The following is a 24,493-nucleotide window of genomic DNA, read 5'->3' as shown; positions in this document are numbered from 1 at the left end:
GGAGAATGCTATATGGATATAATCGGAAAAATTATAACTTTTGTAATGAGTACAATCTCTAATTTAACTGGTAGTAAATCTTTGATTGAGGATATTAAAAAAGGCTTTAAAGAAAATTTTAAAAAGAATACTTGATAAAGTGATTACCCATCAGTATAAGTTCTGGTGGGGGTTTTTATGTACAATATAAATTCAATGAAAAATATGTTAACGTATAGTTGGTTGTGGACTTCATAAATGTTAGGGGAAGACTATGTTTGCTATTGATAAAGCCTTTATTATTAGAACTCTAAAGATATTTTTGTTCAGCTTAATAACAATGGTTTTAACGATTGCAATTACATATAGTATTAATATAAACATGAAAGAAGTCGTTAAAAGTATAGATAACGGTATACCTGGATCTGTTAAGGAATCTTCAGGATTAGATGTAGTTTTTAAGTATATTGTGAATAATGGGCTTGTAGTTCCGTTACAGATGTTTATACTTTCATTGGCGTTAATAGGCACAACGATCTAACTATTTTACAGACGTGACCTGAATTATATTTTCACTTTGTCTTGATATAAAATCCCTACACCATAACCACTAGTGCCGATAGCATAATCGAATTTAATGATTTCAATATATGGATTTTCCTCTAAAAACGCATTGACCTTTTTATTTAACCCTTTTTCTGTTACTGCATTAATATTTATAAATTGCATCATAGCACACTCCTTTTTAAAATAGTTGGTTGTTATTCTAAGTTATTGATAAACGGATACTTTTAATTTTGGAAAGGTAAGTACATTCAATTGTTCTTATGCTTTTAAAAAAAGTGTAGAAAGCAAAGTATATAGCGTCGAGAAAATCATTAGACTAATGATAGATAATAAGACAGCTGTAGTACTGTCGTTTGTTAATATGTTGTTAATATTCATATAGGTAAAAAACACCATAACAGGTAAATTAGCTAATATAACAGTATATTTGTTTTGGGGATGACTTCTAGATTAATGTCTTGCCATTATTACTTCTCCTTTTTTGTAAAAATTTTTATGAAACATTAATGTTTTTTGATGTGTGCAATATATTTAAAGCATAATTTTATATTAACAAAGAATGAGGCGGTTATGGTCGTCTTTTTTGAAAAAGTAAAAGAGATTTTAACATATGGTTGTTAAAAATGTTCTAGTTCGATTTAAACATATATATGATGAAGATATATTGTAAAATAACGTATATTAAAACAAATAACTCTAATTTTGTATGTAAAAAGCTATTTTTGAAAAATTTGTACATAATATAGAAAGCGCTTTCTTTTAATGTGCTAATAACCTTTAAACTCCTATAGATATAAGGCTGAAAGGTGGTTCTTTTTTAACTAAAATACACAAATTTCTGGTATAATAGCTTAGTTGTACAAAAATCATAAATAATTTTTAGAATCATGTAAATTTAATATATGAGTGGAATTTTCTTTGTGATAAACTGTATTTTGTAGAAAACTAGCATTTATACAAATGTTAGCTTAGATAAGGGGATGAACAAGAGTGAGAGTAATTAAAAGAATAAACCTACCGACGCAAATTATCATAGCATTGGTATTAGGGGTAATTTTAGGTAGTATCTTACATGGAAATAAAGATGTAATTAACTATATACAACCATTCGGTGATGTATTTATAAATTTAATTAAAATGTTAGTAGTACCTATTGTATTTTGTTCTTTAGCACTATCTATTTCAAATGTTGGAGACACAAAAACGATTGGGCGCTATGGCGGTAAAACATTATTATATTTTGTTATTATGACAAGTTTTGCAATTTTTATGGGATTAATATTTGGTAACTTATTTAAACCAGGTCAAGGGCTAAATCCCGATTTATTACCTAAAGGTGATATTTCAAAATATGAATCAACTGCTAAAGCAGCAGAAGGCACTACATATGGAAATCATTTAATCGATACAATTGTCAATATTATTCCGACTAACATAGTTGAAGCATTTGGATCTGGAGAACTTTTACCAGTCATATTCTTCTCAGTATTTTTCGGTTTGGCGTTAGCTGCTATTGGACAAAAAGCACAACCTGTTAAAGACTTTTTAGGTGGCGCATTAGAAGCAGTATTCTGGATGATTGGTAAAGTATTATTATTAGCACCAATTGCAGTATTTGCATTTATTACGACAACAATTATTACTTTTGGATTATCAGCATTAATTCCACTGTTCAAATTATGTTTAACAGTAGTCATAGCAATGCTTTTCTTTATTTTTATTGTATTAGGTATTGTTTCAAGAATTTGTGGAGTGAAGATTACGCAAATCATCAAGTTATTGAAAAATGATTTAATGCTTGCGTTCTCAACTGCAAGTTCAGAAGCAGTATTACCAACAGTTATGAAAAAAATGGAAAGATTTGGCGTGCCTAGAGATATCGCATCCTTTGTGTTACCAACTGGTTATTCGTTTAACCTTGATGGTGCGGCCATGTACCAATCTATTGCGGCGCTATTTGTTGCACAATTATACGGTGTTGACTTAAGCATTGGTGAACAAATCATCTTAATGGTTACATTGATGCTTACATCAAAAGGTATGGCGGGTGTGCCAGGAGCTTCAATCGTAGTGTTATTAACAACATTAGGTTCGGTTGGATTAAATCCACAAGGTTTAGCACTTATTATAGGTGTAGATAGAATTTTAGAAATGCTTAGAACATGTGTTAACGTATTAGGAAACTCAGTAGCTACAATCTTTATTGCTAAAACAGAAGGTGTTTACGATAAAAAAGAAGGCGAAGAGTATCTGAAAACAATATAGAAAATGTCCCTCCTTTACGGATTGTAAGGGAGGGTACTTTTATGTAATTTTTAAAATTTGATCCAGTTTTTATTAAAAATAAGCGTACGTTAGAAGTATATAAAAAAGTGTAACTACAACGATATTTAAGAAAAGCATGAAACGAAATTGTTTTCCATTCATGGGTTGAGTCTGGTTTTTATGTGCTTTTTTATTTACATTTTGACGTGTTTGTATCGTATTATTCCAAGACATTATGCTAACAAAGATAATACCTACTAGAATTTTAAGGGTAAGATTCAATGTATGTCTCTCCTTAGGTCGATTTTATATTTTTTTAAAAAATAAATTGTGTTATTATTTATTATAAGATAACACAATTTTAGATTTTCAAAAATATATTCTTAAGTAAAAGGTGCGTTAATGTGCAAAAGAAAAATAAATTAGGTAATGGCTTTCTAATTTCTAGTTTTATTAATATTGTTTTAGCGCTGTTCATCGTTTTTAGCATATCTATATTTAGCCAAACTATACTTATTGTACTTGCGTTGATTACGATGATAAATGGTAGTCATTTACTATATAAGGCATTCTATATATTTAGAGAAGAAAGAACGTAACAATGAGCCAATCGCATAGGAGGTGTTACATATTATGGCAATTACATTATTGATTATTATATTTTTAATAAATATGGTAGGAGCGTTATATTTATTAATGAAACTTTTGAAATTAAAAAAAGAGCAGGCTCCTGATCACGAATATAAAAGAATGATAGACCGTATGTCTCCTTACTTGTGGTCCTCACTCATCATATCTGTTATTTTATTTATCATCTCGTTAATTGTTGGTTGATCTTAAAGTTTTGAAAAAGGAATAATATGCTTCAAGATTTTAAAGAATAGCATTATTTAGGGTGTTCTGAGCTATGAAAATTAAGGTCGTGTTTAGGTGTTTTATCTATATACAAGAATAAAAATAAATAGAACAATACACTATATCGTTACTAAAAATTAAATTAATAAACTAATTTACGGTTTAGGGTGTACAAATGAATGATTACTCGTTATAATAGGTATTAAGTAATTTAGTTCGTGAAATTGATTTGTAGAGTTATTCTTTTGAATTTACTCCTTTTGATTTTTTAAGACAGATTACAAATATTCGTGCAAAAGCACATATGGAGGAATTTAATTATGAATAACGGTACAGTTAAATGGTTTAATGCAGAAAAAGGTTTCGGTTTCATCGAAGTTGAAGGTGGAAACGACGTATTCGTACACTTCTCAGCAATCGCTCAAGAAGGTTACAAATCATTAGAAGAAGGACAAGCTGTTGAATTCGAAATCGTTGAAGGCGACCGCGGTCCTCAAGCAGCTAACGTTGTTAAATTATAATAACGGCTGAAAGACGAGTATAACTCGTCTTTTTTTTTATGCAAATTTAAAAAAGAAATACGACATTTAACCCCCTGATGCAGCAATGAATGCACTAGGGGGTTTTTATTATGATAAGTTATTTTCAAAGCGCTTAAAATTTCGTTTTCTAAGTAAAATAAATGCAATATTAATTATACATGCGAATATACCAATTAACATTACGAAGCTAGATCCTAAAGTTGCAATAAATATACCGCCTATAAAGGTTCCGATTGTGGTGCCAGAATTTACTGCAGATAAAAATATGCCGTTTGATAAGTCAGGAGCATCTGGTGCAGCTGAAGTAATCACATATTGTGTTATATTTGCTGAAATGCCTGCTAATGTTCCCCATACCATAGTGATAATCATCATTGGAATAGAGAAAGCTCCTAAACAAAACATAGCAATATATATTATAATCAACGCCAAAGGTAACATTAATATTGCTTTTTGAGGCATCGAAGTTAATAGTTTTCCTGCAATAATATTACCCAAAATATTGAAAAATCCATACAAGAATAACATAACTGATATTAAATTTCCTTGTGCCTCTGTAACAATATTTAAGAAATCAGTAAAGTAACTATAAACCCCAAAAATTGCTGCGTTAAATAGAATAGATACTATAATCGACAACCAAGTTAGTGGTCGTTTGAGGACGCGTAATTGATCTCCGTACGTTACAGTTGTTTTCGCTGGCATTTTTGGAATGAACATAATTGTTAGTATAAGTACAATGATATTAACAAGCGCAAAGAATGATAATGCTACATACAAATTGAATTGATTTGCTAAGAAATTCACGATTGGTACACCCACAACCATTCCGGCAGAGACACCTATAAACACTCGAGCAACAGCTTTTGGATTAACTGAATCTGATGCAACTGAAAAGGCTAAAGCGATATATACAGGATGAAATATGGCTGGTATTATTCTCGCTACTAATAATACGGTAAAGCTTGTTGTAAAAAGTGAAACAATATTACTGATTATAAAGATTATGAGCACGAGCAACATTACTCTTTTTCTTTCTACTTTTGAGAGTAATAGAGGCATGATAGGACCAGAAATAGCAATGCCTATTGCAAAAATGGAAACTAGCCATCCCGCTGTAGATATATTAACGTTAAAATGAGCGGCGATTTGAGGGATTAGTCCTATGAACCCCATTTCTGTATTTAAAATACCAAATACGCCAATAGTTAAAATGAGTATGACTAATTTATTATTTTTCATTATAGGTTCCTCCCGAACTTTAATAAATTCAGTTTAAAAGTTAAAATGAGATATGACAAATACTTATTTATATTAAATAGATATGCATATATTGTATAACTAAGAGAGGAAATTTATGGAAATAAAAACACTACAATATTTTGTAAGAATAGCAAAAGAAGAAAGTATTACACGTGCTGCAAATGCATTACATATCACACAGCCAACTTTGTCTAGACAAATCAAAGATTTAGAGACAGAGTTAGACGTGAAACTGTTTAGGCGAAGCAATCACAATATTCATCTTACTGACGAAGGCCTTTTATTGAAAAATAGAGCTGAAGAACTCATAGAAATGTCTCGAAAAATACAAGAGGAATTTAAAGTGATTGATAGAAATATTGAAGGGAACGTCTATATAGGTTGTGGTGAAACCAAAGGCATGGAAGTTATTGCAAATATTTTTAAAGAGATTCAGACATATCATCCTAAGGTGCATTTTCATATTTATAGTGGTAATGCAGAGGACATTGCAAGCCGATTAGATAAAGGGTTATTAGATTTTGGTTTGCTTATCCAGCCTGTAAATTTAAATAAGTACAAAGCATTAGATTTACCGACTTTTGATCACTGGGGTGTGATTGCTAAAAAAGACGATGCTTTTTCGAAAAAAAATTACGTGACAAAAACAGATTTGTCAAAAGAGGCCTTGATATGTTCAAGACAAGTATTAGAAACCGATATTGAAGAAAATGAATTTGCAGAATGGTTTGGACATTTATATAAAGATTTAAATATAGTAAGTACGTTTAACTTAGCATATAATGCTGGTTGGATGGTTAAAGCTAATATGGGTTACGTTGTTACATTAGATAGTATTATTAATACTTCTGTTGAAAGTGATCTTAAGTTTATTCCGCTAGAGCCAAAGTTAATTGCAAAGCATAATTTGGTTTGGCGTAAAGACCATACATTTTCAAAGGCAGCTCAATTATTTTTAGAAAAAGCCATAGAAGCTTGTCATTAAATATAAATTAATAAAATACAAAAAGGGAGCGAGTATATGACGTTAAAAGTTAACAGCATATATTCGCTCCTTTAATTATTCCTGTTATAATTCTCGACTATTGATAGTTTCTTTTTTAGTACGAATCATCAACATTAGGATGAAACCAATAATCATTAGAATTGTTGTGAAAGCAAATGCAGCATCTACACCAAGTACGGTAGCATGTTGCATTACTTCAGTTTTTGTTTGACTACCATTAGTATTTTCTACGTAGTTTGTTCTAACAATAGTTAAAATTGTAATCATAATAGCAGTACCTATCGCACCAGCTATAATTCTTAATGAATTAATAATAGCGGTACCGTGTGAAATGTTTTTAGTTTCTAATGCATTAATACCAATTGTATTTAACGGCATTATAATTAACGCAACAGCAAACATTCTGACTGCATAGATGACAACAATATACCAATAAGGTGTTTCTGTAGTTAAGAAACAATGCAGAATGGTCATAATAATTAATAAGATAAATCCAGGGACAGCCAATATCTTCAGTCCATATTTATCATAAATTTTACCCGTATATACAGACATAAACGCATTAACCACGGCTCCAGGTAAGATGACTAAACCTGAAAGTATTGCTGATAGGCCAAGCCCTGATTGAATATACATAGGTATCAATAACGCAGGACCTACAATACCAATAAATAGAACCATTGAAGCGAATGCAGATAATGAAAATGTTCTGTTAGCAAATACACGCATATTTAATAATGGATTGTCGATTTTAATTTGTCTTAAGACAAAGATACCGACAATGATAAGTCCAACTATTAATGAAATGATAACAATTGGTGAAGTGAAGCCAAGGTTACCAGCGCTACTAAAGCCGTAGAGCATTAGACCAAAACCAAATGTAGAATATATCACTGAAGTCTTATCTAATTCAGTACGTTTAGTTTCATTATTACTTTCTACAAAAATGATACCAATAATAAATGCGATTATAGCGATTGCAGCTACTACGATAAATGGTGCTCTCCAACTAAATGTATCTATTAGAAAGCCAGTTAAAGTAGGGCCGATTGCTGGTGCTGATTGCGCAACAATTCCTGTAAGCCCCATGGCGAATCCACGCTTTTCAGCTGGAAAGAGGGTGAAGACAGTGAATTGCATTAATGGTAACAAGATACCTGCACCGATAGCTTGAATTACTCGTGCTAACATTAGTAAACCGAATGTCGGCGAAAGTGCAGCTATGATAGAACCAAGTAAGAATGCACTCATTGAAAAAATATAGAGTGATCTTGTATGGAAGCGGTCCATGAGGAAAGCTGTTGTAGGAATCATAATTCCGTTAACAAGCATAAATCCTGTGATGAGCCACTGAGCAGTCGTTTCAGTTATTTCTAAGCCATTAATGATGGCTGGCAGTGCAGTGTTGAGTAATGTTTGGTTAAGCATTGCAACAAAGGCACTACTGAGCATAACTAAAATGATTGTATTTCTTTTTTTGTTAGATATTCCATTCTCCGACATTTCAATTACATCTCCTTTTATAACATCCCAACGATAGATTTTAATCCTTTTAAGTTAGCAAAGCAAACCATTCGGTTTAAAAATCTAATATTAAAAGCAATAACTTTTAAAAAATAATAATGTGATTATGAAGTTGATTGAATGTAATGAGTATAATGAATAAATCAAAATCGATAAATAGATTTAAATTTAATTTAAGATATAAAAAAATAGTGCTATCATCAAGTACAATATGAAAGTGACTTTGTCAGTTGAATTGAAAATACATTTATAACTACCGATTTTAAAGATATAATTTAGTTTAAAAGAAAAGAGAGATTTTAAGAGATGATGAAGTATATTGGGGGAAGGTGACTATAATGGAAATTGAAGTACAGCACTATCAAAAACAGTGGCCGATTTTATTTGAAATTGAGAAATCAAACATCGAAGCTATTATAAGTGAAGAAGTCATTAAAATACATCACATTGGGAGTACTGCTGTTGAAAATTTAAAGGCTAAACCTATTATTGATATGTTAGTAGTAGTAAATAAAATAGAAAAAATTGATGACTATAATGAAGTATTGATGAGCCTGGGTTATACTTCATTGGGAGAAAATGGAATTACAGGGAGAAGATTTTTTATAAAGGGTGGAAATCCACGTACGCATCATATGCATATATTTCAACAGGATAATATGAATGAGATTAACCGTCACATAGCGGTAAGGGATTATTTACGTAAACATGAAGAGAATGCACGTGAATACGGACAATTAAAAGAACGATTAGCTCAACAATTTCCTGATGATAGGCAAAGTTATTGTGATGGAAAAGATGCTTTTATGAAAAAATTAGAACAAGATGCATTAACTTAGTATTTGAAATAATGTAAAGCCCCCACTTCTTTAAAGGAGTGGGGGCTTTATTAAGTTAGTGGTTCTCACACGTGAGTTTTTACTCAGGTCTTCCACTTTTGAAAATTAGTGGTTCTTATGCAAGAGTTTCAGCTCTTGTAATTAGTTTTGATTTAGTGAGACTTATGCATGAGCGCAAGCTTAGATAAACAATTAAAAAATTTGGTTTCTGCTCCACGTCTTTAGTTAAGATAACCTTATAGGAGGCTAATCAAATTGAGTGGTGTCAGAAACGTATAAAGCGATACGGATATTTAATGAATGCATTGGGTCTTCAATATTCACTCCAATTAAATTGCTACATTTATTAATTCTATATTTAACTGTATTACGATGAATATATATCTTTTCTGCAGTTTTAGTTATATCACACTGATTATCCATATAGACTTGTAATGTTTGTTTTAATTCTAAGTCTTTCTTAGTTTTAGGGTAGCTCAATGGGCCTAAAGTATGTTTTATAAAGGGACGTAATTTCTCTTTAGGTATTAACTGTAAAAGTTCTTTAATATCTTTGGAATGATAATAAGAAATGAAACTTTGTTTGTCATTCAACAATCCATTTTCAAATGCCTCGTTAGCTTCAAAATATGATGAAGCTATTTGTGTAAACTCTGTAACTTCATTACCAATACCAAAAGAAATCGTGCCTTCAAAATGTTCTCCATAACTGTTTTGGAGACGTTTAAGATAGTCATAGTAATAATCGTGACGATTTTGTAATAAAATAGCGAACCGATTTGTACTTGGTATTTTATAAATACTGATATAATCATCAAGATCGGTAAGCATATATTGTAGCCAACGAAATGTCAGTTGATACCTTTCATTGAGATAATAACTGTTTTCTAAGCTATTCGGTGAATCAATATCACAAATGATAATTTGATAATAATCAGAATCGAAAATATTATAGCGTTTCAGTAAATCGTTATGCTTTTTGATTGAAAGTGTTTGCTCGCTTTGATTATTAACGAGTGCTTCAAAAAAGCGGTTAATATCATTTTGTTCAGCTTCTTCGATTTTTGTGTTTTTGTAAAGTGCGAAACTCAATACACTAACTACTTGTTCAATGGTTAACAAACTGAATGGATACGATAATTTATTAACTTGTGAAACCATTAAATAATAAGGGAAATACGTATATCCCAAAACTTTGAAGATTACATGGTCTTTGTTTTCAAAAACTTGTTTGTTTTTATCATAGATAGTTGATTGTTGATAATGGTTGAGAAAATAACCGATGTGCTCATTAGTTAAATGTTTATTTTGATCATAATGATGACTTAACGCTTCCGGCGCTTTAAAAGGATCGAAAAGAATGATTGGTACACCAAGTAATTTACTCATTCGTTGAATCATTGTCTTAATGCTATGACCTTTGATGAGAAGCTGATTTAATTCTTGTTGTATATGTAATGCATAGTTTAATTTTCCAGTTTCTGAGTCTGAAATGTAAGATGAAATTTGATGTGTAATTTCGCCTAAATTCCAACTTTCTGGTATTTCTATTAAAGGAAACCCCAATTTGTCTGCAAATTCTATAACTTCTTTGTCTATCTCATGTAAAAACCTTGAAACTTTTATACCAAGACCAGCTGTATTAATATCATGCAAGTCTTTAATTAACCTTTTTAAATCTTCTTGGTTGTCTTGAAATAATACGCCAGTTGTTAGAATAAAAGCATTTTGAGAAGTAAAATGCTTAATATCATTATTTTCAGTAATATCTAAGCTTGAAACTTCTGATGATAAATCTCCGTTTTTGTTAATCAGTTCTAACTCTTTAAACTGAGGAACGGATAAAATTTCGTTAAGTGTAGTCATGGTTTAATCCTCCGTTTCCGTCTTCTTGTATTATGAGTCATACTATTATATTTTATGAACAAATATAGGTTTATTTGTATATTTATTAATCAAGTGGTATATTTATAAACATCGTAAATACGTTTATAATTTTATAAATCTTATCAAAAATAATGTTATATAAAAATTATTATACACATATTTTGTTCGAAATATATAACTTTCTACTCAATATATGTCATTACTAACAAAGAAAAACGCTTACATACGTAATAAAATGTAAATTAAAGATTGATTAAGATAGTTATAGCCTATTGAAGCAAAGGAGATAAATAGATGGAAAGACAGGGGAATGAAGCGGCTTATAATCAAGCTTTCTTTGAAAAGCGTGGTTATAATAAAGATATAATGCCTAAGACATCAGCTCAACGAAATAATTCTGCATTCAACTTTTTCACTTTATGGATGGGTGCTGTTCATAATATACCTAACTATACAGCGGTAGGTGGTTTTCTATTAATAGGTCTATCGCCATTACAAGTCATATTTGCATTGATTTTAAGTTCATTTGTTATTGCGTTATTACTCGTTTCAAATGGATATGCCGGTTCTAAATACGGTATACCCTTCGCAATGCAATTACGTGATACATATGGAGACATCGGCGCTAAATTGCCTGGCGTTTTACGTGGTGTTGTAGCCGGTATTGCATGGTTTGGTTTACAAACATTTGCTGGTTCTCAAGCGCTATTAATTTTATTAAATAAGATTTTTCCAGGATTTGAAAATATTGGAAGCGGCGTTTCGATTTTAGGTATTTCAGTACCAGGATTAATTGCATTTTTAATCTTTTGGGCAATTAGTTTTGCGATTGGATTTGGTGGTGGTGACATACTGAACAAATTCACTGCTATTTTAAATCCACTAATTTACATTGTATTTGGTGGCATGGCAATATGGGGTGTGACTGTTGCTGGTGGTTTCAGTAATATCATGAACTATGAAATATCAACGAAAACAGACGGTATTATATATCCAGCCATTTTATCATTTATTTTAATCTTCAACTCTTTATTAGGTGTTTGGGCTGGACCAGGTTCAAGTGTATCTGATTTTACACAAAATGCTAAATCTACTAAAACACAAATTATTGGTCAGATTTCTGGCATAGTAGTTGCGCATGTGTTATTTGCGATTGCTAGTGTATTTATTATTATTGGTGGTTCTATTTACTTAGGTCATCAAGAGTGGAATATTTTAACGATTATTAATGAATGGAGTAATTTCTGGGCAATCTTGATATCGACAGGGGTGCTATTAATGACGACCATTTCTACGAATGCAACGAGTAATATTATACCAGCTGCGTATCAATTAAGTGCGCTGTTACCTAAATGGATTAATTATAAACGTGGCGTAGTTATTGCTTCTGTATTAAGTGTTGTTATTATGCCATGGAAAATGATGGAAAATGAGGATAGTATCTTTTTATTCTTAAATGCTATTGGCGCAATACTTGGGCCTGTTGCAGGTGTAATGATAGTACATTTCTACCTAGTATCTAAATGTCGTATTGATATTGATAAATTGTATTTTGATTTACATGATAAAGAGATAAAAATACAAAGAGTTAATATTTCTGCTTACATTGCAACAGTAGTAGGCGTGGTTATTTCATTACTAGGATTCTTACCAGCATTTAAAGTAATTTCTGATTTTTCATGGTTTATTGGATTCTTTATATCTAGTTTAGTTTATATTGTTTTACACCATTCAGTTAAATTATTTTCAAAAAAACAAGAAGGAGTGAACTATAATGAAATATGATTTAATTTTAAAAAATGGATTAGTCATTTTAGAAGATAGTCAGCAAAATGTAGAAATCGGTGTTAAAGATGGCAAGATTGCTGCTATTGGTCAAGATTTAGGTGAAGCTGAACAAGTTATTGACGCTCAGAACCAAATCGTATCACCAGGAATGGTAGACGCACATGTGCATATTACTGAACCAGGCGGCGGTTATCGTGATAGCTGGGAAGGTTATGTTACTGGTACACGCGCAGCAGCAAAAGGTGGCGTAACGTCATTTATTGAAATGCCTTTAAATCAAGTGCCTGCAACAACTGATCAAGCTTCTATTCAAGCAAAATTTGATGCTGGTAAAGATGAATTATCAGTTGATGTTGCGAGTTATGGCGGTTTAGTACCATATAACTTAAACGGCGGTATTCAAGAGTTAGATGAAGCGGGTGTCGTAGCATATAAAGCGTTTTTAGCAACATGTGGTGATCGTTCAATAGAAGGTGACTTTGAAAATGTGGATGATTATTCATTATATGAAGGTATGAAACAAATTGCTAAAACTGGTAAATTACTTTCTATTCATGCTGAAAATGCAACGATCACTGACCGTTTAGGTGAAATTGCTAAAGCTAATGGTGAAACAACTTTAAGTGCATATGTCGATAGTAGACCAGTATTTACTGAAGTTGAGCCAATTCGTAAGATTATCTTATTTGCAAAAGAAACTGGTTGTCGTGTACATATTGTACATGTTGCTTGTGAAGAAGGTGTAGATGAAATTATCAAAGCTCAACAAGAGGGTGTAGATATTTCATGTGAAACATGTACACATTATCTTTACTTCTACAAGGAAGAATTAGATGACATTGGTCCAGTCGTAAAATGTTCTCCGCCAATCAGAGAAAAATCACGCTTAGAAGGTATGTGGAATCGCGTGCTAAATGGTGATATTGGATTTGTTACTTCCGATCACTCTCCTTGTACACCCGACTTAAAAGATACAGATAATGCTTTTGAAGCATGGGGCGGTATAGCTGGGTTACAAAATAATGTTGATATTTTATTTGATGAAGGTGTTCAAAAACGTAATATGTCATTAAATAAATTTGCAGATATTATTGCTACAGCACCTGCCAAACGTTTTGGATTGAAAGCAAAAGGTAGCATAGCAGTTGGAAAAGATGCAGATTTTGTATTAATCAAACCGAATGCGCCATATACTTTAACAGCAGAAGATTTAGCATATCGAAATAAGATGAGCCCTTATATTGGTCGTGAAATTGGCGCGCAAGTAACGCAAACTATTTTAAGAGGCGAAGAAATTTACAATCAAAAAACTGGTATTTCAGAAAAACGTATCGGCCAATTTATTTAATCTTAATAAAAAGGGATGACTTCTACTCAATCTTTGGTAGAAGTCATCCTTTTTTGTTTAAGTACGCTTAGTTTCAATATAATTTATGAATTGTTCGGCGTCATTGTTATTTAAATTTGTAATTGGAAATGTACCAATACTAAAACGCATTGTTAGCGTATCATTATCTAATTGAACATCTTCTAATTCGTCATAACGGATATTTCTATAGTAAAATTGACCATCCATATCTACATTTAAGATAAGGCGTTCATTTGTTGCAATGTATGCAGCATCATACGTTTTTACAATACCATTAATAGGGTATTCCATTTTCCCTAAAATGGCAGGACCTTTTTTCCCAGTTGGAAATAAATCTTCTGGGTTTACGTTATCTAATATCATATAATCACCTTTTCCTTTTATATTAGTCCGCGACATCTAAGTCCACTCCATTAATATCAATGCCCATAGCTTCGGCTACACCTTGACCATATGCTGGATCGGCTTTATAGCAATGTCTTATGTGGCGGTGTTTCAATGCGTCTGTAACGGGACTCATTTCATTTGCAGTATTTTTAAATAATGTTTGTTGTTCTTCATATGACAATAAACGGAATAATTTACCAGGTTGTTCAAAATAATTATCGTCATCTTCACGAAAGTCATATTCGTATGCTTGCCCTTGAATATCTAAAGCTGGTTTTTTGTATTGCGGTTGATCTTCGAATGCACCGTTACTATTTGGATAATAATGTGTACTAGCACCTTGGTTATTATCTAAGATACGCATTTGCCCATCTCTACTAAATGGACATATGTTTTCCATACCAACACCTTTAGGTTGATTAACTGGAATTTGCCAATGGTTAACGCCTAAACGGTATCTTTGAGTATCTCCATATGAAAACAGTCTACCTTGTAACATTTTGTCTGGTGAGAAATCTAAACCTGGGACGATATTTGTTGGCGCAAATGCAGCTTGTTCAACATCTTGGAAATAATTTTCAGGGTTTCGATTTAATTCAAACTCACCAACCTCAATCAATGGATATTCGTCTTTATACCAGACTTTAGTTAAATCAAATGGATTATCTTTATGATTACGGGCTTGTTCTTCTGTCATTACTTGGATGTACATTTTCCATTTAGGGAAATTGCCTTGTTCAATGTTGTTAAATAAGTCTCTTTGAGAAGAATCTCTATCTTTAGCTATCACTTGTTCGGCTTCTTCTGCAGTATAGTTCTCTATACCTTGTTGTGTTCTATGATGGAATTTAACCCAAAAACGTTCGCCTTTATCGTTATACATAGAATATGTATGAGAACCAAAGCCATGCATATTTCTAAAACCTTTAGGAATGCCACGATCTGTCATTAAGATTGTAATTTGGTGTAACGCTTCTGGTAATAAGGTCCAGAAATCCCAATTTGCTTGTGGGTCTTTCATATTTGTTTTTGGATTACGTTTAACCACGTGGTTTAAACTTGGGAATAATTTAGGGTCTCTAAAGAAGAATACTGGCGTATTATTACCAACTAAGTCCCAGTTACCTTCCTCTGTATAAAACTTCAAAGCAAATCCTCTAATATCTCGTTCTGCGTCGCCTGCACCACGTTCGCCTGCTACAGTTGAAAATCGTGCAAACATTTCTGTTTGTTTACCGATTTCAGCAAAGATACTTGCACATGTATATTTTGTTATATCATTTGTTACTGTAAATGTACCAAATGCACCTGATCCTTTAGCATGCATTCGACGTTCTGGAATCACTTCTCTATCAAAGTGTGCCATTTGTTCAAGGAAATAAATGTCCTGCATTAATAAAGGGCCTCTTGGACCAGCAGTCATACTATTTTCTCTATCTGATACAGGCGCTCCAAATAGCCCTGTTAACTTTTTATTCATAATTTAATCTCCTTTATTTTTAACCATATTTTTATTATCAAATAAATAAATTTGGATCTTTTCCAGTAAATAATGCTTGGACTCAGTCATTCAAATTTATAATAAGTAATATTTATGTATAAAATTTTCAATAATTAAAAGCATATTTAGTTTTGTTTTATGACTCTAATTTAAAGCTTGGAATATATTGTTTTTTTCAAACAATCAATACACCTCCAAAACTATGAAGTTAATTATAATTAATATCTTTTTATAATTATTATAATTTATTATAGCTGAAAATTTGCTAAAGTACATAGTTTTTTACTCAAAAAATCATTTTAATTGATAATACTTATCTATAAATGAAATTTATAGTTTATAATATCAAGCTCAATTTTTATGTGTAATTTTATGTTTTGAGTTTTTAATTGATTTATCATTTTATTAAATGTAATGTTATTGAACAAATAATGGTGAAATATTTTGGGGTATTAGTCTGTCAATGATGCAAATATGGAGTCATTTATAGTTCTTAAAACATAAATTGAAATAGCGCTAGGGTAAATTCAGTTTAAAAATGAAAGCTAAGATTTGTAAACTGAAGGTTACAAGAAGTATGTTTTATAAAAATATGTGGTGAGAAGGATGAGTATATGAGAAAAGTAATCCCATGGTTAGTTGTAATTTTAATCTTAATAATTTATTTCTTAAATAAAAAACAAAAAGGCTATGATAATACTATTATAAAAAAGAACGGAGCGTATTATTTTAATAGTCATATTATCGTAAATAAAGACTATAAAATTTCTCCATTTTATACGCCATTTCCAAAATTGAAAGCGCTAAACGCTTTAAAGATAATGATTAATGATGCAAATAAACAAGGGCTTCGATTGATTATTATAAGCGGTTTTCGTTCGTATTTTAAACAGATGCGATTGTTTAATATATATGTGCAACGTGATGGTTTAAAAAAAGCGCAACTATATAGCGCAAAACCTGGATTTTCTGAACATCAGACTGGTCTTGCTTTTGATGTTGCTACTCCAGGGTTACATGAATCAGCTAAGGAACTGTTTCAATATACTAAAGAGAGTGAATGGTTGGAAGATAACGCTCATCATTATGGCTTTATTATTCGGTATCCTAAAGGTAAAGAACACATTACCCAATTTATGTACGAACCGTGGCATTTAAGGTATTTAGGGAAAAAAGATGCGAAAAAAATGAAAAATACTAACCTTACGTTAGAAGAATATTTTCATTTAGTTTAAATAATTTTTATAAAAAGTGAACTTATAATAGTAAAAATACGTATGTTTTAGTAAGTAGAATAAAAAGGGGGCATTACGCAAAACAATTAGTTTTATTGTCAGTAAAACAGTCTTTTGTTTTTAAGCGTAAGATTAAGAAGAAACACACAACAAGAATCATTCATAAAATATTAAAAAAGGGGTGGAGATTTATGAATAATAAAGTATTAATGATTTCATCAGTATTAGCGACAAGTCTATTTTTAGGAGCAGGATCAGCTCAAGCCAATACAACAACAAATAACAACATGAACCAACAGAACATGTCAATGAACGGACAGATGGGACAAATGAATAACAATATGAATCAACAAGACATGTCAATGAACGAGCAGATGGGACAAATGAATAACAACATGAATCAACAGGACATGTCAATGAACGAGCAGATGGGACAAATGAATAACAACATGAATCAACAAGACATGTCAATGAACGAGCAGATGGGACAAATGAATAACAACATGAATCAACAAGACATGTCAATGAACGAGCAGATGGGACAAATGAATAACAACATGAACCAACAGGACATGGCAATGAATGAGCAAATGAGTCATATGGAACAAACAACAATGATGCCATATTATAATTATAATGGATATACAACATATGACGGGCAATTTACTCAAGATTATGATTTTGTAAGAGCATTACAGTACGACAACGTTATGATTGATGGTTATAAAGTTAATACTGCTACATCTGATAAGGATGTTGCATCAAGTAAAACAGTTTATGACACAACGATCGATATGAATAAGGATGGACAAGTAATTCATATTACTTTTGATACGAAACCAGAATCGGTAAGTAAAGAGATGTTTAAAAAAGCGCATATGTCGAATCATATGATAGATGAAGGCAAAACGACTGATGGCTCATATATGACTTATGAAACAAATAACGGTATGTATAAAGCTTTCTTCGATAAGCAAGGTTATTTAATGAAAGTAATGATTAGTTAGTTTGAATGTGCAGAAAAGCATAAAAAAAGTCCCGATTTAAGGGGCTTTTTTTAGTGTTATTTTTTAAGTTTTTAACTCTTGTAATATTTGTTTTGCATATTCTTGATCATCATGATCATACTTTTTACCTCTATAATTTTGTGGTTCATTTATCCCAGTAAGTAAAATAATCTCATTATTTTTATCTGTTGCTTGTAAAAGTGACTTTATTCCCTCTTTACGTGAGGAGCCACGCAAAATATTGCCGGTTTTATAGCAATCTGGTAAATGATTAAACATAAAACGGAGGATTTTTTCTGGGTCTTCATAGCCTACTTGTTCCGCAGCAATCATCAACTTATGAATACCTTTAGGCAAAGTATCTACAGTCAATTTTATTTTATCTAAGCCTCTTAAACCTATGCCTGTAACCATCGTGTTTAAGCTCTTATTAATACTTTTACTATAATTCAAAGCGTTATTTATAGATTCTTTAATGGCCAAAGCAGTGTGTGCAAAATCCAATATAATCGTATAAGCATCTATTTCTATAATTTGAAAACGATGGAGTGGCGGATCAATTATTGAAGCAACTTTTACAATTTTCTTTGAATCAAAACCTAATTTATCTAAAGCAAATATGCTTGTAGCTAAGTTTATAAAGTTATGTCCCCCTTTAAAGGTTGGTGTAATAGTAAATGCATCATCATTAATCTCAATACTAATAGTGTCATTACCAATATGATATTGATAATATGCGTCTTGTGTACTGGAAAAATGTTGTTCATCTTTTAAAATAGTACGATATTCTACCGTGTCTAAATTAACTAAATTTAGTGAGCTTAAGCTATTTAATCTTAGTTTAGCATTTAAATAATTTGTCATTGTACCGTGATATTCAAGGTGTTCTGGACTGAAATTGGTGAAGACGGCTAAGTCATTTTTGATGAAATCTGTCCGGCGTTGTTCCAAAGCTATAGAAGTAGCTTCATAGACGATATAATCGTAATTTTCATTATAAAAATAATTTATAATCTCAGCCATTTCGAAATACATTGGTGTAGTTTGAGTCGAGTGTTTAAAGTTAAGCTTATTATAATTACAGTCGTATACTCCCATTGTCCCTATGATGGCAACTTTTTTATCAAGTTTAGTAAGTAAATTACCAATCATATGACTAGTTGTTGTTTTGCCATTTGTGCCTGTTACAGCGATGAAATTCATATATTCAATTGCTCTTTTATAAAATAATTTGACTAAGTTATTAGCTACTTCTGGAAAATCTGTTATAAAAATAATAGGTAGGTTGTATTCGAAATGGCTAAATTTTGAAGGGCTTGCATCGGTAACCACAAGCAATGGATTCATTTTACAAGCACATTGTGCATAATATGTTACGTTGTCTGAATCTTTTAGCATAAAGAGAGTAGCTTGGCTTATATCTTGGTACATTGAAGTAACTTTTTCACAAACGACTTCTGAATCCAATTTCACACATTTTGAAGATTCAACTGTATTTTGTTCAATAACTGACAAGATATCTTTAATAGTAATTTTCATAGTTTTTCTCCACCTTTTTAGTGAGTTTCTTATTGTACAAATATAATCATGGTTTTATTAAAAATGTAATTAAGAAATATACGTATAAAAATTAAAAAAGGATCACATAAATTTGTGATCCTTTCAGATAATTTTATTAAACTTCTTTACTAGCCATAACCATTTGCCCTTTCGGTTCTGGGTTGTTTGGTGAAGGTTCAAGAGTGATTGCAATAGTATCGTTCTTGTCTACATCAATTTCATTTAAGTTGAATACGACCATACCCTTATTGTTTGTAGTTGCGAATGTTCCAGCTGGATATGGTTTATCATTTTTAATAATCCAAACTTGATAAACTTCATTACCTTTTGTTGCTTCAATATCGTTAGCTTCGACCATTAACTTATTATTAGTCTTGTCATTAGATACATAAGCTTGACCTTGTGTTTTTTCATCATTCATAGATTTCAAATTAATGGCGTGTGTATCATTGGTATTAATCATCGGTGATGATTGTTTTTGTGATTCTTTGTGGTTAAAATATTGAACGCCATTGCCAATTAGAGATAGCAGTAATAATGCTGCCATAATTCCTATAGAAAGTTTTTTGCCGGGCGTACGTTTAATTTGCTTATAATCACTTTGTTTTGTTTTTATATTGTTTTCTTTATATTGTTTAGATTCATTTGAATTTTGTCTATTATTCTTGTGGAAAGGTGTGGCGTCTTTATTGAAATCGTTGGTTTTATCCTGTTGATTTTCATGTTCTTCATTAATAACTGCGTCTAGTATTCTTTTCTTCATACCTGTTGGAGGTTCAACTTCTTTATTACTATAAGGAAGCGTGTCATGAAGAATATTAATGCTATCCAAAGTTTCATTACTTTCAGAAGATGAATATAAGTCTTGTTCAATTTCTTCTTTTTCGTTTTCGTCTAACTTGCCATTAAAATAATCATATATTTTATCGTTCATTTTCTTCACGCTCCCTTCTTGAAATGTTTTTAAAGTAGTTATTTAAATGTTGTATTGATAATCTTAATCTGCTCTTTACAGTACCTAAAGGTGTGTTTAATTTATGTGCAATTTCTTTTTGGCTTAAACCTTTATAATAAAATAGAGCAATGATATCTTGTTGATCTTTATTTAGATATGAAATCATTTTTTGGATTTGTTCTGAGCATTCTTTATCTAATAAATCATATTCAGGTAAGCCACTCAGTTGTAATCCCTGAAATTCTTCGTTGAATTCACTTTCTGAGATTTTTCGTTTTCTTACAATATCAATTGCTCCATTACGACATAATGTAATGAGCCAAGTTGATAATTTACCTTTTTCAGATTTAAAAATTGCTTTTTGATGCCAAATTTTCATAAAAATATCTTGTAAAATTTCCTCACTTGATTGTTTGTCTTGTGTGATTTTGTAAGCCAAATTAAATAACAATGATTCGTACCGATCGTATAGGACTTCTAGACTTTTGCTATCCTTTTTTTCAACAATCAGTTTATATAGATCATTTTCATCTAGCATGCCTTCCCCTCCTTGTTTATAAAAATACGTAATTTGAACAGTAAAAGTTCACCAATCAGGGTGAACTTTTACTGAAATATATTGATAAAATAAAAATGTGAAACATTAAGTTATTATTAAATGATAACTTAATATTTAACTAATGTGTATATATAAAGTTATAATATCTATTAATGGTTATTTTAATAAATTTAAATTTTGAAAATACCACAAATCAATTAATACAAATATAATTACAAATTATTGATTTGTTGGTGTTTTTAAAGTTGTTCATCAATAAGGTTTAAATTGAGGGCCACCGTGTTTAGTGCGTACAATCACTAACACGAATGTTTTCGTTTTTAGAAGTATTTCACCTATGATAAATTAAAATGATAGTAGATAGATTTAAATAAAATAAATTATAAATTAATCAGATTTAATATTTATAAGGCTAACAATTTAGTAGAAAATCAAGCATTTATTACTGCAAATTCACGTGGTTTTTATGGTATTTTATGTAAAAAACTAATTTTTATATTTTCAAAAGCTAAAAATATAAAAAAAGAAACAATAATAGTTAACTTCAAAAATTTTAGGAGGATAAATATGGATTTCTATTCTAGAGATTTAAAAGATACAGATATAGAGGACATAAATGAATTATATAACTTAACAGAAGTAAATAAGTATCAAACTTGGGGTGTTCAAAGTTATGAAGACACAAAGGAATTTATTGACGAGGTTATAACCCAAGATTCGGATTTAGTTTATAATGTTTTAGTTAATCCTGATACTGATAAAGTTATTGGGACGATACAATTAGCTATAGATGAAGGGAATAAAAGTGCCGAAATTGAATTTATTATTCATCCGAATTATTGGAATAACGGTATCGCAACAAATATAGCTAAAACCATTATAAAATATGCTTTCAAAGTGCTGAAATTAAATAGAGTATGGGCATCTATTGATTCAAATAATATAGCGGCAAGAATGGTGTTACAAAATTTAGAAATGAAGCTAGAAGGCGTATTTAGAGAAAATAGACTAGTGGACGGTGAATATAGGGATACATTAAACTATGCTATTTTGAAAAGTGAATACTAACTGTTAAAGTCCCACTTCTTTAAAGTTCCGCTTATACAAAGAGCCACTTTTTTAAAGAAGCACTTATTAATTTAGTGCTTCTTATACTTGAGTTTTATTCAGGTGTTCTACTTTTAAAAATTAGTGGCTCTTACACATGAGTACTTACTCAGATGTTCCGCTTTTAAGAGTTAGTGGGTTTGTGCATGAGGGTAAGCTCAGGTAAACAATTAACCCTTTCAAATCTAGCTATCTTGCCAAGGTAGGGCAACGAAAAATTTTTAATATATTAGATTTCTGTTTCATGCGTTTAATGTTTTTAGATGCCTGAGCTTTGCATCGGCAAATGTGAAGTTTGGTCATAATTGATAATAGTATAATGACCATCAGTAATTTTTAATGTGCTCATGCTGCCGTTTGTCAGTTTTGTGATGCCGGTTCCAATATTGCCATTTGAGTAATAATGAAATATTGCATTAATAAAGGCCCCGTGAGAAACAATTAAAATATTTTTATCTTTGTAATTACTTCTAACTGAGTCTATACCTTTTAGGAAGCGGTCTTTGATTACCTCTTCGCTTTCTTTATTTGGATAAACAAGCGAAGGGAATTTGGCGATACGCTCCTCCGAAGTTAAACCTTCAGCATCTCCAAAAGAAACTTCGATAAACGCGTCGTTTTCTATTAATGGAATATTTAAGTAATGTTGAATCCATTGTGCAGTTGTTTTAGCCCTTGATAAGGGGCTTGTAAGTATTACATCCCAATGTGATTCTTTTAAATACTGACCGCAAGCTTTTGCTTGGTCGATACCTTTCTCGTTTAAAACGGTATTTGTAAGTCCTTGTAATCTCCCAGCAGTATTCCAATCTGTTTCTCCATGTCTGATAAAACATATCTTCGTCATTATAATCAACCTTTATTATTGTATAGTTTTGAAAATTATTTTAAAGTTAAAAGTTTAATTTTAACAGGTAAAGTTTTTTGTGAATATAGTACGTAAAAAAGTGAGAAACCTACTTTGTATGATAGGATACTCACTTTAGTTGTTAATTATATTATTATTTTGGAGAAAATCAACGAAAACAACATATTACAATTGATATATTAATCTTCTAATATTGTTTCTAGTTTAGCTAACTCAATCGTTGTATCTATATAAACTTGAATACCTTTGGCAATTTGTTGCTCAGTGACTGATTCTTCAGGTGAATGACTAATCCCTTTTTTACAAGGAATGAAAATCATACTCGTGGGACAAATAGGTGCGAAATTCATTGCATCATGTCCTGCACCACTATACATATAACGGAAACTATAGTCGGACTGAAGACAACTCTGTTCAGTAATTTGAGCCATTTTATGGTTGAAACTTCGTGGGTCATCTTGGCCTAAATCTTCTAAATGATATACTGTTTTACGTTTTTGAGTAATAGTTTGAATTTGTTGTTGGATTTCTGTAACAACTTGTTCACGTACTGCTAGGTCTTTTCCACGAATATCAATAAGCAAAGTAACTTCTCCTGGAATTGCATTCATCGTATTTGGATATACATTAGCGTAACCAACTGTCGTAACAATGCCTTGATCATGGTAGACTTGGCCTATAGATTCAATGCTTAAAATAATTTCTGATGATGCAGTAAGCGCATCAATTCTCATAGGCATGGGAGTTGAACCAGAGTGACTTGTAACACCTTGGATACTCAACTTGAAACGGTGAGGGGCAGCAATATCTGTGACAATACCGATATCTTTGTCGTTCTTTTCAAGGATAGGGCCTTGTTCAATGTGTAGCTCTAAAAAAGCTTTAATCTGATTACGTTCAAATAAGGCGGCCTTACCGTGCATGTCTTGAGATAAGGGTTCGACGACATCGTAAAGTATATTACCTTCATTGTCTTTAATATGTTTCATGTCATTTTTAGTCATTTTACCTGTTAGATATTTACTTCCTAACGTAGCCTCGTTAAATCTTGTTGACTCCTCACAGGCAAAAGCAATAACGATGATAGGGTGGTCAGTTTCTATTTGATGTGCATTTAAATGTTCAATAACCTCTAAAGCAGCTAGTACACCAAGTAACCCGTCATATTGGCCACCGTCTTTTACAGTATCGATGTGAGAACCTAAAACTACCGGTTTCAAAGATGGGTCTTTACCTTCTCTGCGTGCAATGACGTTTCCGAAGAAATCAAAATATACATCTAATCCAGCTTTTTGACATAACATAGAAAACTTCAATGCAGCTAACCTCTCTGGATGTGTAAATGCGATACGATTAATACCACCATTTCGTTCGTTTCGAGCAAAGTTATTAAACGTTTGAAAATTATCTAAGACATTTTGTAAATTCAC

24 protein-coding genes are annotated in these 24,493 nt (G+C 31.3%); 13 read left to right on the top strand and 11 right to left on the bottom strand.

What is annotated here, in order from left to right; genetic code table 11:
* The first annotated feature begins 12 nt into the window (after window positions 1-12).
* Both ACF91D_RS03545 and ACF91D_RS03540 read left to right on the top strand, forming a co-directional pair.
* Entirely contained in the window at window positions 13-135 is a 123-nt protein-coding gene (locus ACF91D_RS03545) for a hypothetical protein (protein ID WP_256093209.1), read from the top strand.
* Window positions 136-253: 118 nt separating this feature from the next.
* Window positions 254-520, top strand: coding sequence for a hypothetical protein (locus tag ACF91D_RS03540; protein ID WP_392436506.1), 267 nt, complete (start codon window positions 254-256; stop codon window positions 518-520).
* 23 nt (window positions 521-543) lie between these two features.
* Here ACF91D_RS03540 and ACF91D_RS03535 read toward each other — a convergent pair whose 3' ends face one another.
* Window positions 544-711: a hypothetical protein gene (locus tag ACF91D_RS03535; RefSeq protein ID WP_392436670.1), complete on the bottom strand. Its 168-nt coding sequence runs from the start codon at window positions 709-711 to the stop codon at window positions 544-546.
* A gap of 825 nt (window positions 712-1,536) precedes the next feature.
* Here ACF91D_RS03535 and ACF91D_RS03530 point away from each other — a divergent pair.
* The 4 genes from ACF91D_RS03530 (at window position 1,537) to cspD (ending at window position 4,187) form a co-directional block, all read left to right on the top strand.
* A complete protein-coding gene (locus ACF91D_RS03530) occupies window positions 1,537-2,811 on the top strand; it encodes a dicarboxylate/amino acid:cation symporter (protein ID WP_107548534.1) in 1,275 nt (424 codons plus the stop codon).
* A gap of 404 nt (window positions 2,812-3,215) precedes the next feature.
* Complete coding sequence (locus tag ACF91D_RS03525) at window positions 3,216-3,410, top strand: hypothetical protein (protein ID WP_039068449.1); 195 nt, start codon at window positions 3,216-3,218, stop codon at window positions 3,408-3,410.
* 34 nt (window positions 3,411-3,444) lie between these two features.
* Window positions 3,445-3,645, top strand: coding sequence for a DUF5453 family protein (locus tag ACF91D_RS03520; protein WP_039068450.1), 201 nt, complete (start codon window positions 3,445-3,447; stop codon window positions 3,643-3,645).
* A gap of 341 nt (window positions 3,646-3,986) precedes the next feature.
* A complete protein-coding gene (gene cspD, locus ACF91D_RS03515) occupies window positions 3,987-4,187 on the top strand; it encodes a cold-shock protein CspD (RefSeq protein ID WP_011303913.1) in 201 nt (66 codons plus the stop codon).
* Window positions 4,188-4,295: 108 nt separating this feature from the next.
* On the opposite strand, the gene ACF91D_RS03510 is transcribed toward cspD, so the two are convergent.
* The gene (locus ACF91D_RS03510) at window positions 4,296-5,450 is read right to left on the bottom strand and encodes an MFS transporter (RefSeq protein WP_392436502.1); all 1,155 of its coding nucleotides are present in this window, start codon (window positions 5,448-5,450) and stop codon (window positions 4,296-4,298) included.
* Between the two features lie 115 nt (window positions 5,451-5,565).
* Here ACF91D_RS03510 and ACF91D_RS03505 point away from each other — a divergent pair, with 115 nt between their 5' ends.
* Window positions 5,566-6,456 (top strand): LysR family transcriptional regulator, encoded by an 891-nt coding sequence (locus ACF91D_RS03505; RefSeq protein WP_069792937.1) that lies wholly within the window; start codon window positions 5,566-5,568, stop codon window positions 6,454-6,456.
* 84 nt (window positions 6,457-6,540) lie between these two features.
* On the opposite strand, the gene ACF91D_RS03500 is transcribed toward ACF91D_RS03505, so the two are convergent.
* Window positions 6,541-7,980 carry an MDR family MFS transporter gene (locus ACF91D_RS03500; protein WP_039068454.1) on the bottom strand — a complete coding sequence of 480 codons (1,440 nt, stop codon included), beginning with the start codon at window positions 7,978-7,980 and terminating at the stop codon, window positions 6,541-6,543.
* 359 nt (window positions 7,981-8,339) lie between these two features.
* Between ACF91D_RS03500 and ACF91D_RS03495 the strand changes: the two genes are divergently transcribed.
* The gene (locus tag ACF91D_RS03495; RefSeq protein ID WP_069792936.1) at window positions 8,340-8,840 is read left to right on the top strand and encodes a GrpB family protein; all 501 of its coding nucleotides are present in this window, start codon (window positions 8,340-8,342) and stop codon (window positions 8,838-8,840) included.
* Window positions 8,841-9,086: 246 nt separating this feature from the next.
* Here the strand turns inward: ACF91D_RS03495 and ACF91D_RS03490 are convergent, their stop codons facing one another.
* Entirely contained in the window at window positions 9,087-10,706 is a 1,620-nt protein-coding gene (locus tag ACF91D_RS03490) for a PucR family transcriptional regulator (protein ID WP_069792935.1), read from the bottom strand.
* A gap of 315 nt (window positions 10,707-11,021) precedes the next feature.
* Between ACF91D_RS03490 and allW the strand changes: the two genes are divergently transcribed.
* Both allW and allB read left to right on the top strand, forming a co-directional pair.
* Entirely contained in the window at window positions 11,022-12,512 is a 1,491-nt protein-coding gene (allW, locus tag ACF91D_RS03485) for an allantoin permease (RefSeq protein ID WP_327620930.1), read from the top strand.
* Entirely contained in the window at window positions 12,502-13,863 is a 1,362-nt protein-coding gene (allB, locus tag ACF91D_RS03480; RefSeq protein ID WP_039068457.1) for an allantoinase AllB, read from the top strand. Before allW ends, allB begins: the two co-directional genes overlap by 11 nt.
* A 57-nt stretch (window positions 13,864-13,920) precedes the next feature.
* Here allB and ACF91D_RS03475 read toward each other — a convergent pair whose 3' ends face one another.
* Together ACF91D_RS03475 and ACF91D_RS03470 are read right to left on the bottom strand one after the other, a co-directional pair.
* Entirely contained in the window at window positions 13,921-14,247 is a 327-nt protein-coding gene (locus tag ACF91D_RS03475; protein WP_327620973.1) for a PH domain-containing protein, read from the bottom strand.
* A 22-nt stretch (window positions 14,248-14,269) separates the two neighbouring features.
* Window positions 14,270-15,751 carry a catalase gene (locus ACF91D_RS03470; protein ID WP_069792934.1) on the bottom strand — a complete coding sequence of 494 codons (1,482 nt, stop codon included), beginning with the start codon at window positions 15,749-15,751 and terminating at the stop codon, window positions 14,270-14,272.
* 635 nt (window positions 15,752-16,386) lie between these two features.
* Here ACF91D_RS03470 and ACF91D_RS03465 point away from each other — a divergent pair.
* Window positions 16,387-17,007: a M15 family metallopeptidase gene (locus tag ACF91D_RS03465; protein ID WP_069792933.1), complete on the top strand. Its 621-nt coding sequence runs from the start codon at window positions 16,387-16,389 to the stop codon at window positions 17,005-17,007.
* A 191-nt stretch (window positions 17,008-17,198) separates the two neighbouring features.
* Window positions 17,199-18,014, top strand: a complete 816-nt coding sequence (gene isaB / locus ACF91D_RS03460) for an immunodominant staphylococcal antigen IsaB family protein (RefSeq protein WP_327620929.1) — start codon at window positions 17,199-17,201, stop codon at window positions 18,012-18,014.
* Between the two features lie 63 nt (window positions 18,015-18,077).
* On the opposite strand, the gene ACF91D_RS03455 is transcribed toward isaB, so the two are convergent.
* From ACF91D_RS03455 to ACF91D_RS03445, 3 genes are all read right to left on the bottom strand, one after another.
* A complete protein-coding gene (locus ACF91D_RS03455; protein WP_119586357.1) occupies window positions 18,078-19,553 on the bottom strand; it encodes a Mur ligase family protein in 1,476 nt (491 codons plus the stop codon).
* 136 nt (window positions 19,554-19,689) lie between these two features.
* Window positions 19,690-20,508 carry an anti-sigma factor gene (locus tag ACF91D_RS03450; protein WP_327620928.1) on the bottom strand — a complete coding sequence of 273 codons (819 nt, stop codon included), beginning with the start codon at window positions 20,506-20,508 and terminating at the stop codon, window positions 19,690-19,692.
* The gene (locus ACF91D_RS03445) at window positions 20,498-21,067 is read right to left on the bottom strand and encodes an RNA polymerase sigma factor (RefSeq protein WP_039068464.1); all 570 of its coding nucleotides are present in this window, start codon (window positions 21,065-21,067) and stop codon (window positions 20,498-20,500) included. The genes ACF91D_RS03450 and ACF91D_RS03445 overlap by 11 nt, the downstream gene beginning before the upstream one ends.
* A gap of 588 nt (window positions 21,068-21,655) precedes the next feature.
* On the opposite strand from ACF91D_RS03445, the gene ACF91D_RS03440 reads away from it, so the two are divergent.
* Entirely contained in the window at window positions 21,656-22,156 is a 501-nt protein-coding gene (locus ACF91D_RS03440; RefSeq protein ID WP_039068466.1) for a GNAT family N-acetyltransferase, read from the top strand.
* A 298-nt stretch (window positions 22,157-22,454) separates the two neighbouring features.
* Here ACF91D_RS03440 and ACF91D_RS03435 read toward each other — a convergent pair whose 3' ends face one another.
* Both ACF91D_RS03435 and ACF91D_RS03430 read right to left on the bottom strand, forming a co-directional pair.
* The gene (locus ACF91D_RS03435) at window positions 22,455-23,042 is read right to left on the bottom strand and encodes a histidine phosphatase family protein (RefSeq protein ID WP_101094394.1); all 588 of its coding nucleotides are present in this window, start codon (window positions 23,040-23,042) and stop codon (window positions 22,455-22,457) included.
* 200 nt (window positions 23,043-23,242) lie between these two features.
* On the bottom strand, window positions 23,243-24,493 hold the full coding sequence (locus ACF91D_RS03430; RefSeq protein WP_392436495.1) for a Zn-dependent hydrolase: 1,251 nt from the start codon (window positions 24,491-24,493) through the stop codon (window positions 23,243-23,245).

It is taken from the genome of Staphylococcus sp. 231237_7MaSpsaltlick, assembly GCF_043107035.1.
The sequence above is the reverse complement of the archived record's forward strand: the minus strand, read 5'-3'. Positions and strand labels throughout refer to the sequence as shown.

Bases quoted from the DNA above. Each gene is read 5' to 3' on its own strand.
- ACF91D_RS03545 (WP_256093209.1), top strand. From the start codon at position 13: ATGGATATAATCGGAAAAATTATAACTTTTGTAATGAGTACAATCTCT.
- ACF91D_RS03540 (WP_392436506.1), top strand. From the start codon at position 254: ATGTTTGCTATTGATAAAGCCTTTATTATTAGAACTCTAAAGATATTT.
- ACF91D_RS03535 (WP_392436670.1), bottom strand. From the start codon at position 711: ATGATGCAATTTATAAATATTAATGCAGTAACAGAAAAAGGGTTAAAT.
- ACF91D_RS03520 (WP_039068450.1), top strand. From the start codon at position 3,445: ATGGCAATTACATTATTGATTATTATATTTTTAATAAATATGGTAGGA.
- cspD (WP_011303913.1), top strand. From the start codon at position 3,987: ATGAATAACGGTACAGTTAAATGGTTTAATGCAGAAAAAGGTTTCGGT.
- ACF91D_RS03510 (WP_392436502.1), bottom strand. From the start codon at position 5,450: ATGAAAAATAATAAATTAGTCATACTCATTTTAACTATTGGCGTATTT.
- ACF91D_RS03505 (WP_069792937.1), top strand. From the start codon at position 5,566: ATGGAAATAAAAACACTACAATATTTTGTAAGAATAGCAAAAGAAGAA.
- ACF91D_RS03500 (WP_039068454.1), bottom strand. From the start codon at position 7,980: ATGTCGGAGAATGGAATATCTAACAAAAAAAGAAATACAATCATTTTA.
- ACF91D_RS03495 (WP_069792936.1), top strand. From the start codon at position 8,340: ATGGAAATTGAAGTACAGCACTATCAAAAACAGTGGCCGATTTTATTT.
- ACF91D_RS03490 (WP_069792935.1), bottom strand. From the start codon at position 10,706: ATGACTACACTTAACGAAATTTTATCCGTTCCTCAGTTTAAAGAGTTA.
- allW (WP_327620930.1), top strand. From the start codon at position 11,022: ATGGAAAGACAGGGGAATGAAGCGGCTTATAATCAAGCTTTCTTTGAA.
- allB (WP_039068457.1), top strand. From the start codon at position 12,502: ATGAAATATGATTTAATTTTAAAAAATGGATTAGTCATTTTAGAAGAT.
- ACF91D_RS03475 (WP_327620973.1), bottom strand. From the start codon at position 14,247: ATGATATTAGATAACGTAAACCCAGAAGATTTATTTCCAACTGGGAAA.
- ACF91D_RS03470 (WP_069792934.1), bottom strand. From the start codon at position 15,751: ATGAATAAAAAGTTAACAGGGCTATTTGGAGCGCCTGTATCAGATAGA.
- ACF91D_RS03465 (WP_069792933.1), top strand. From the start codon at position 16,387: ATGAGAAAAGTAATCCCATGGTTAGTTGTAATTTTAATCTTAATAATT.
- isaB (WP_327620929.1), top strand. From the start codon at position 17,199: ATGAATAATAAAGTATTAATGATTTCATCAGTATTAGCGACAAGTCTA.
- ACF91D_RS03455 (WP_119586357.1), bottom strand. From the start codon at position 19,553: ATGAAAATTACTATTAAAGATATCTTGTCAGTTATTGAACAAAATACA.
- ACF91D_RS03450 (WP_327620928.1), bottom strand. From the start codon at position 20,508: ATGAACGATAAAATATATGATTATTTTAATGGCAAGTTAGACGAAAAC.
- ACF91D_RS03445 (WP_039068464.1), bottom strand. From the start codon at position 21,067: ATGCTAGATGAAAATGATCTATATAAACTGATTGTTGAAAAAAAGGAT.
- ACF91D_RS03440 (WP_039068466.1), top strand. From the start codon at position 21,656: ATGGATTTCTATTCTAGAGATTTAAAAGATACAGATATAGAGGACATA.
- ACF91D_RS03435 (WP_101094394.1), bottom strand. From the start codon at position 23,042: ATGACGAAGATATGTTTTATCAGACATGGAGAAACAGATTGGAATACT.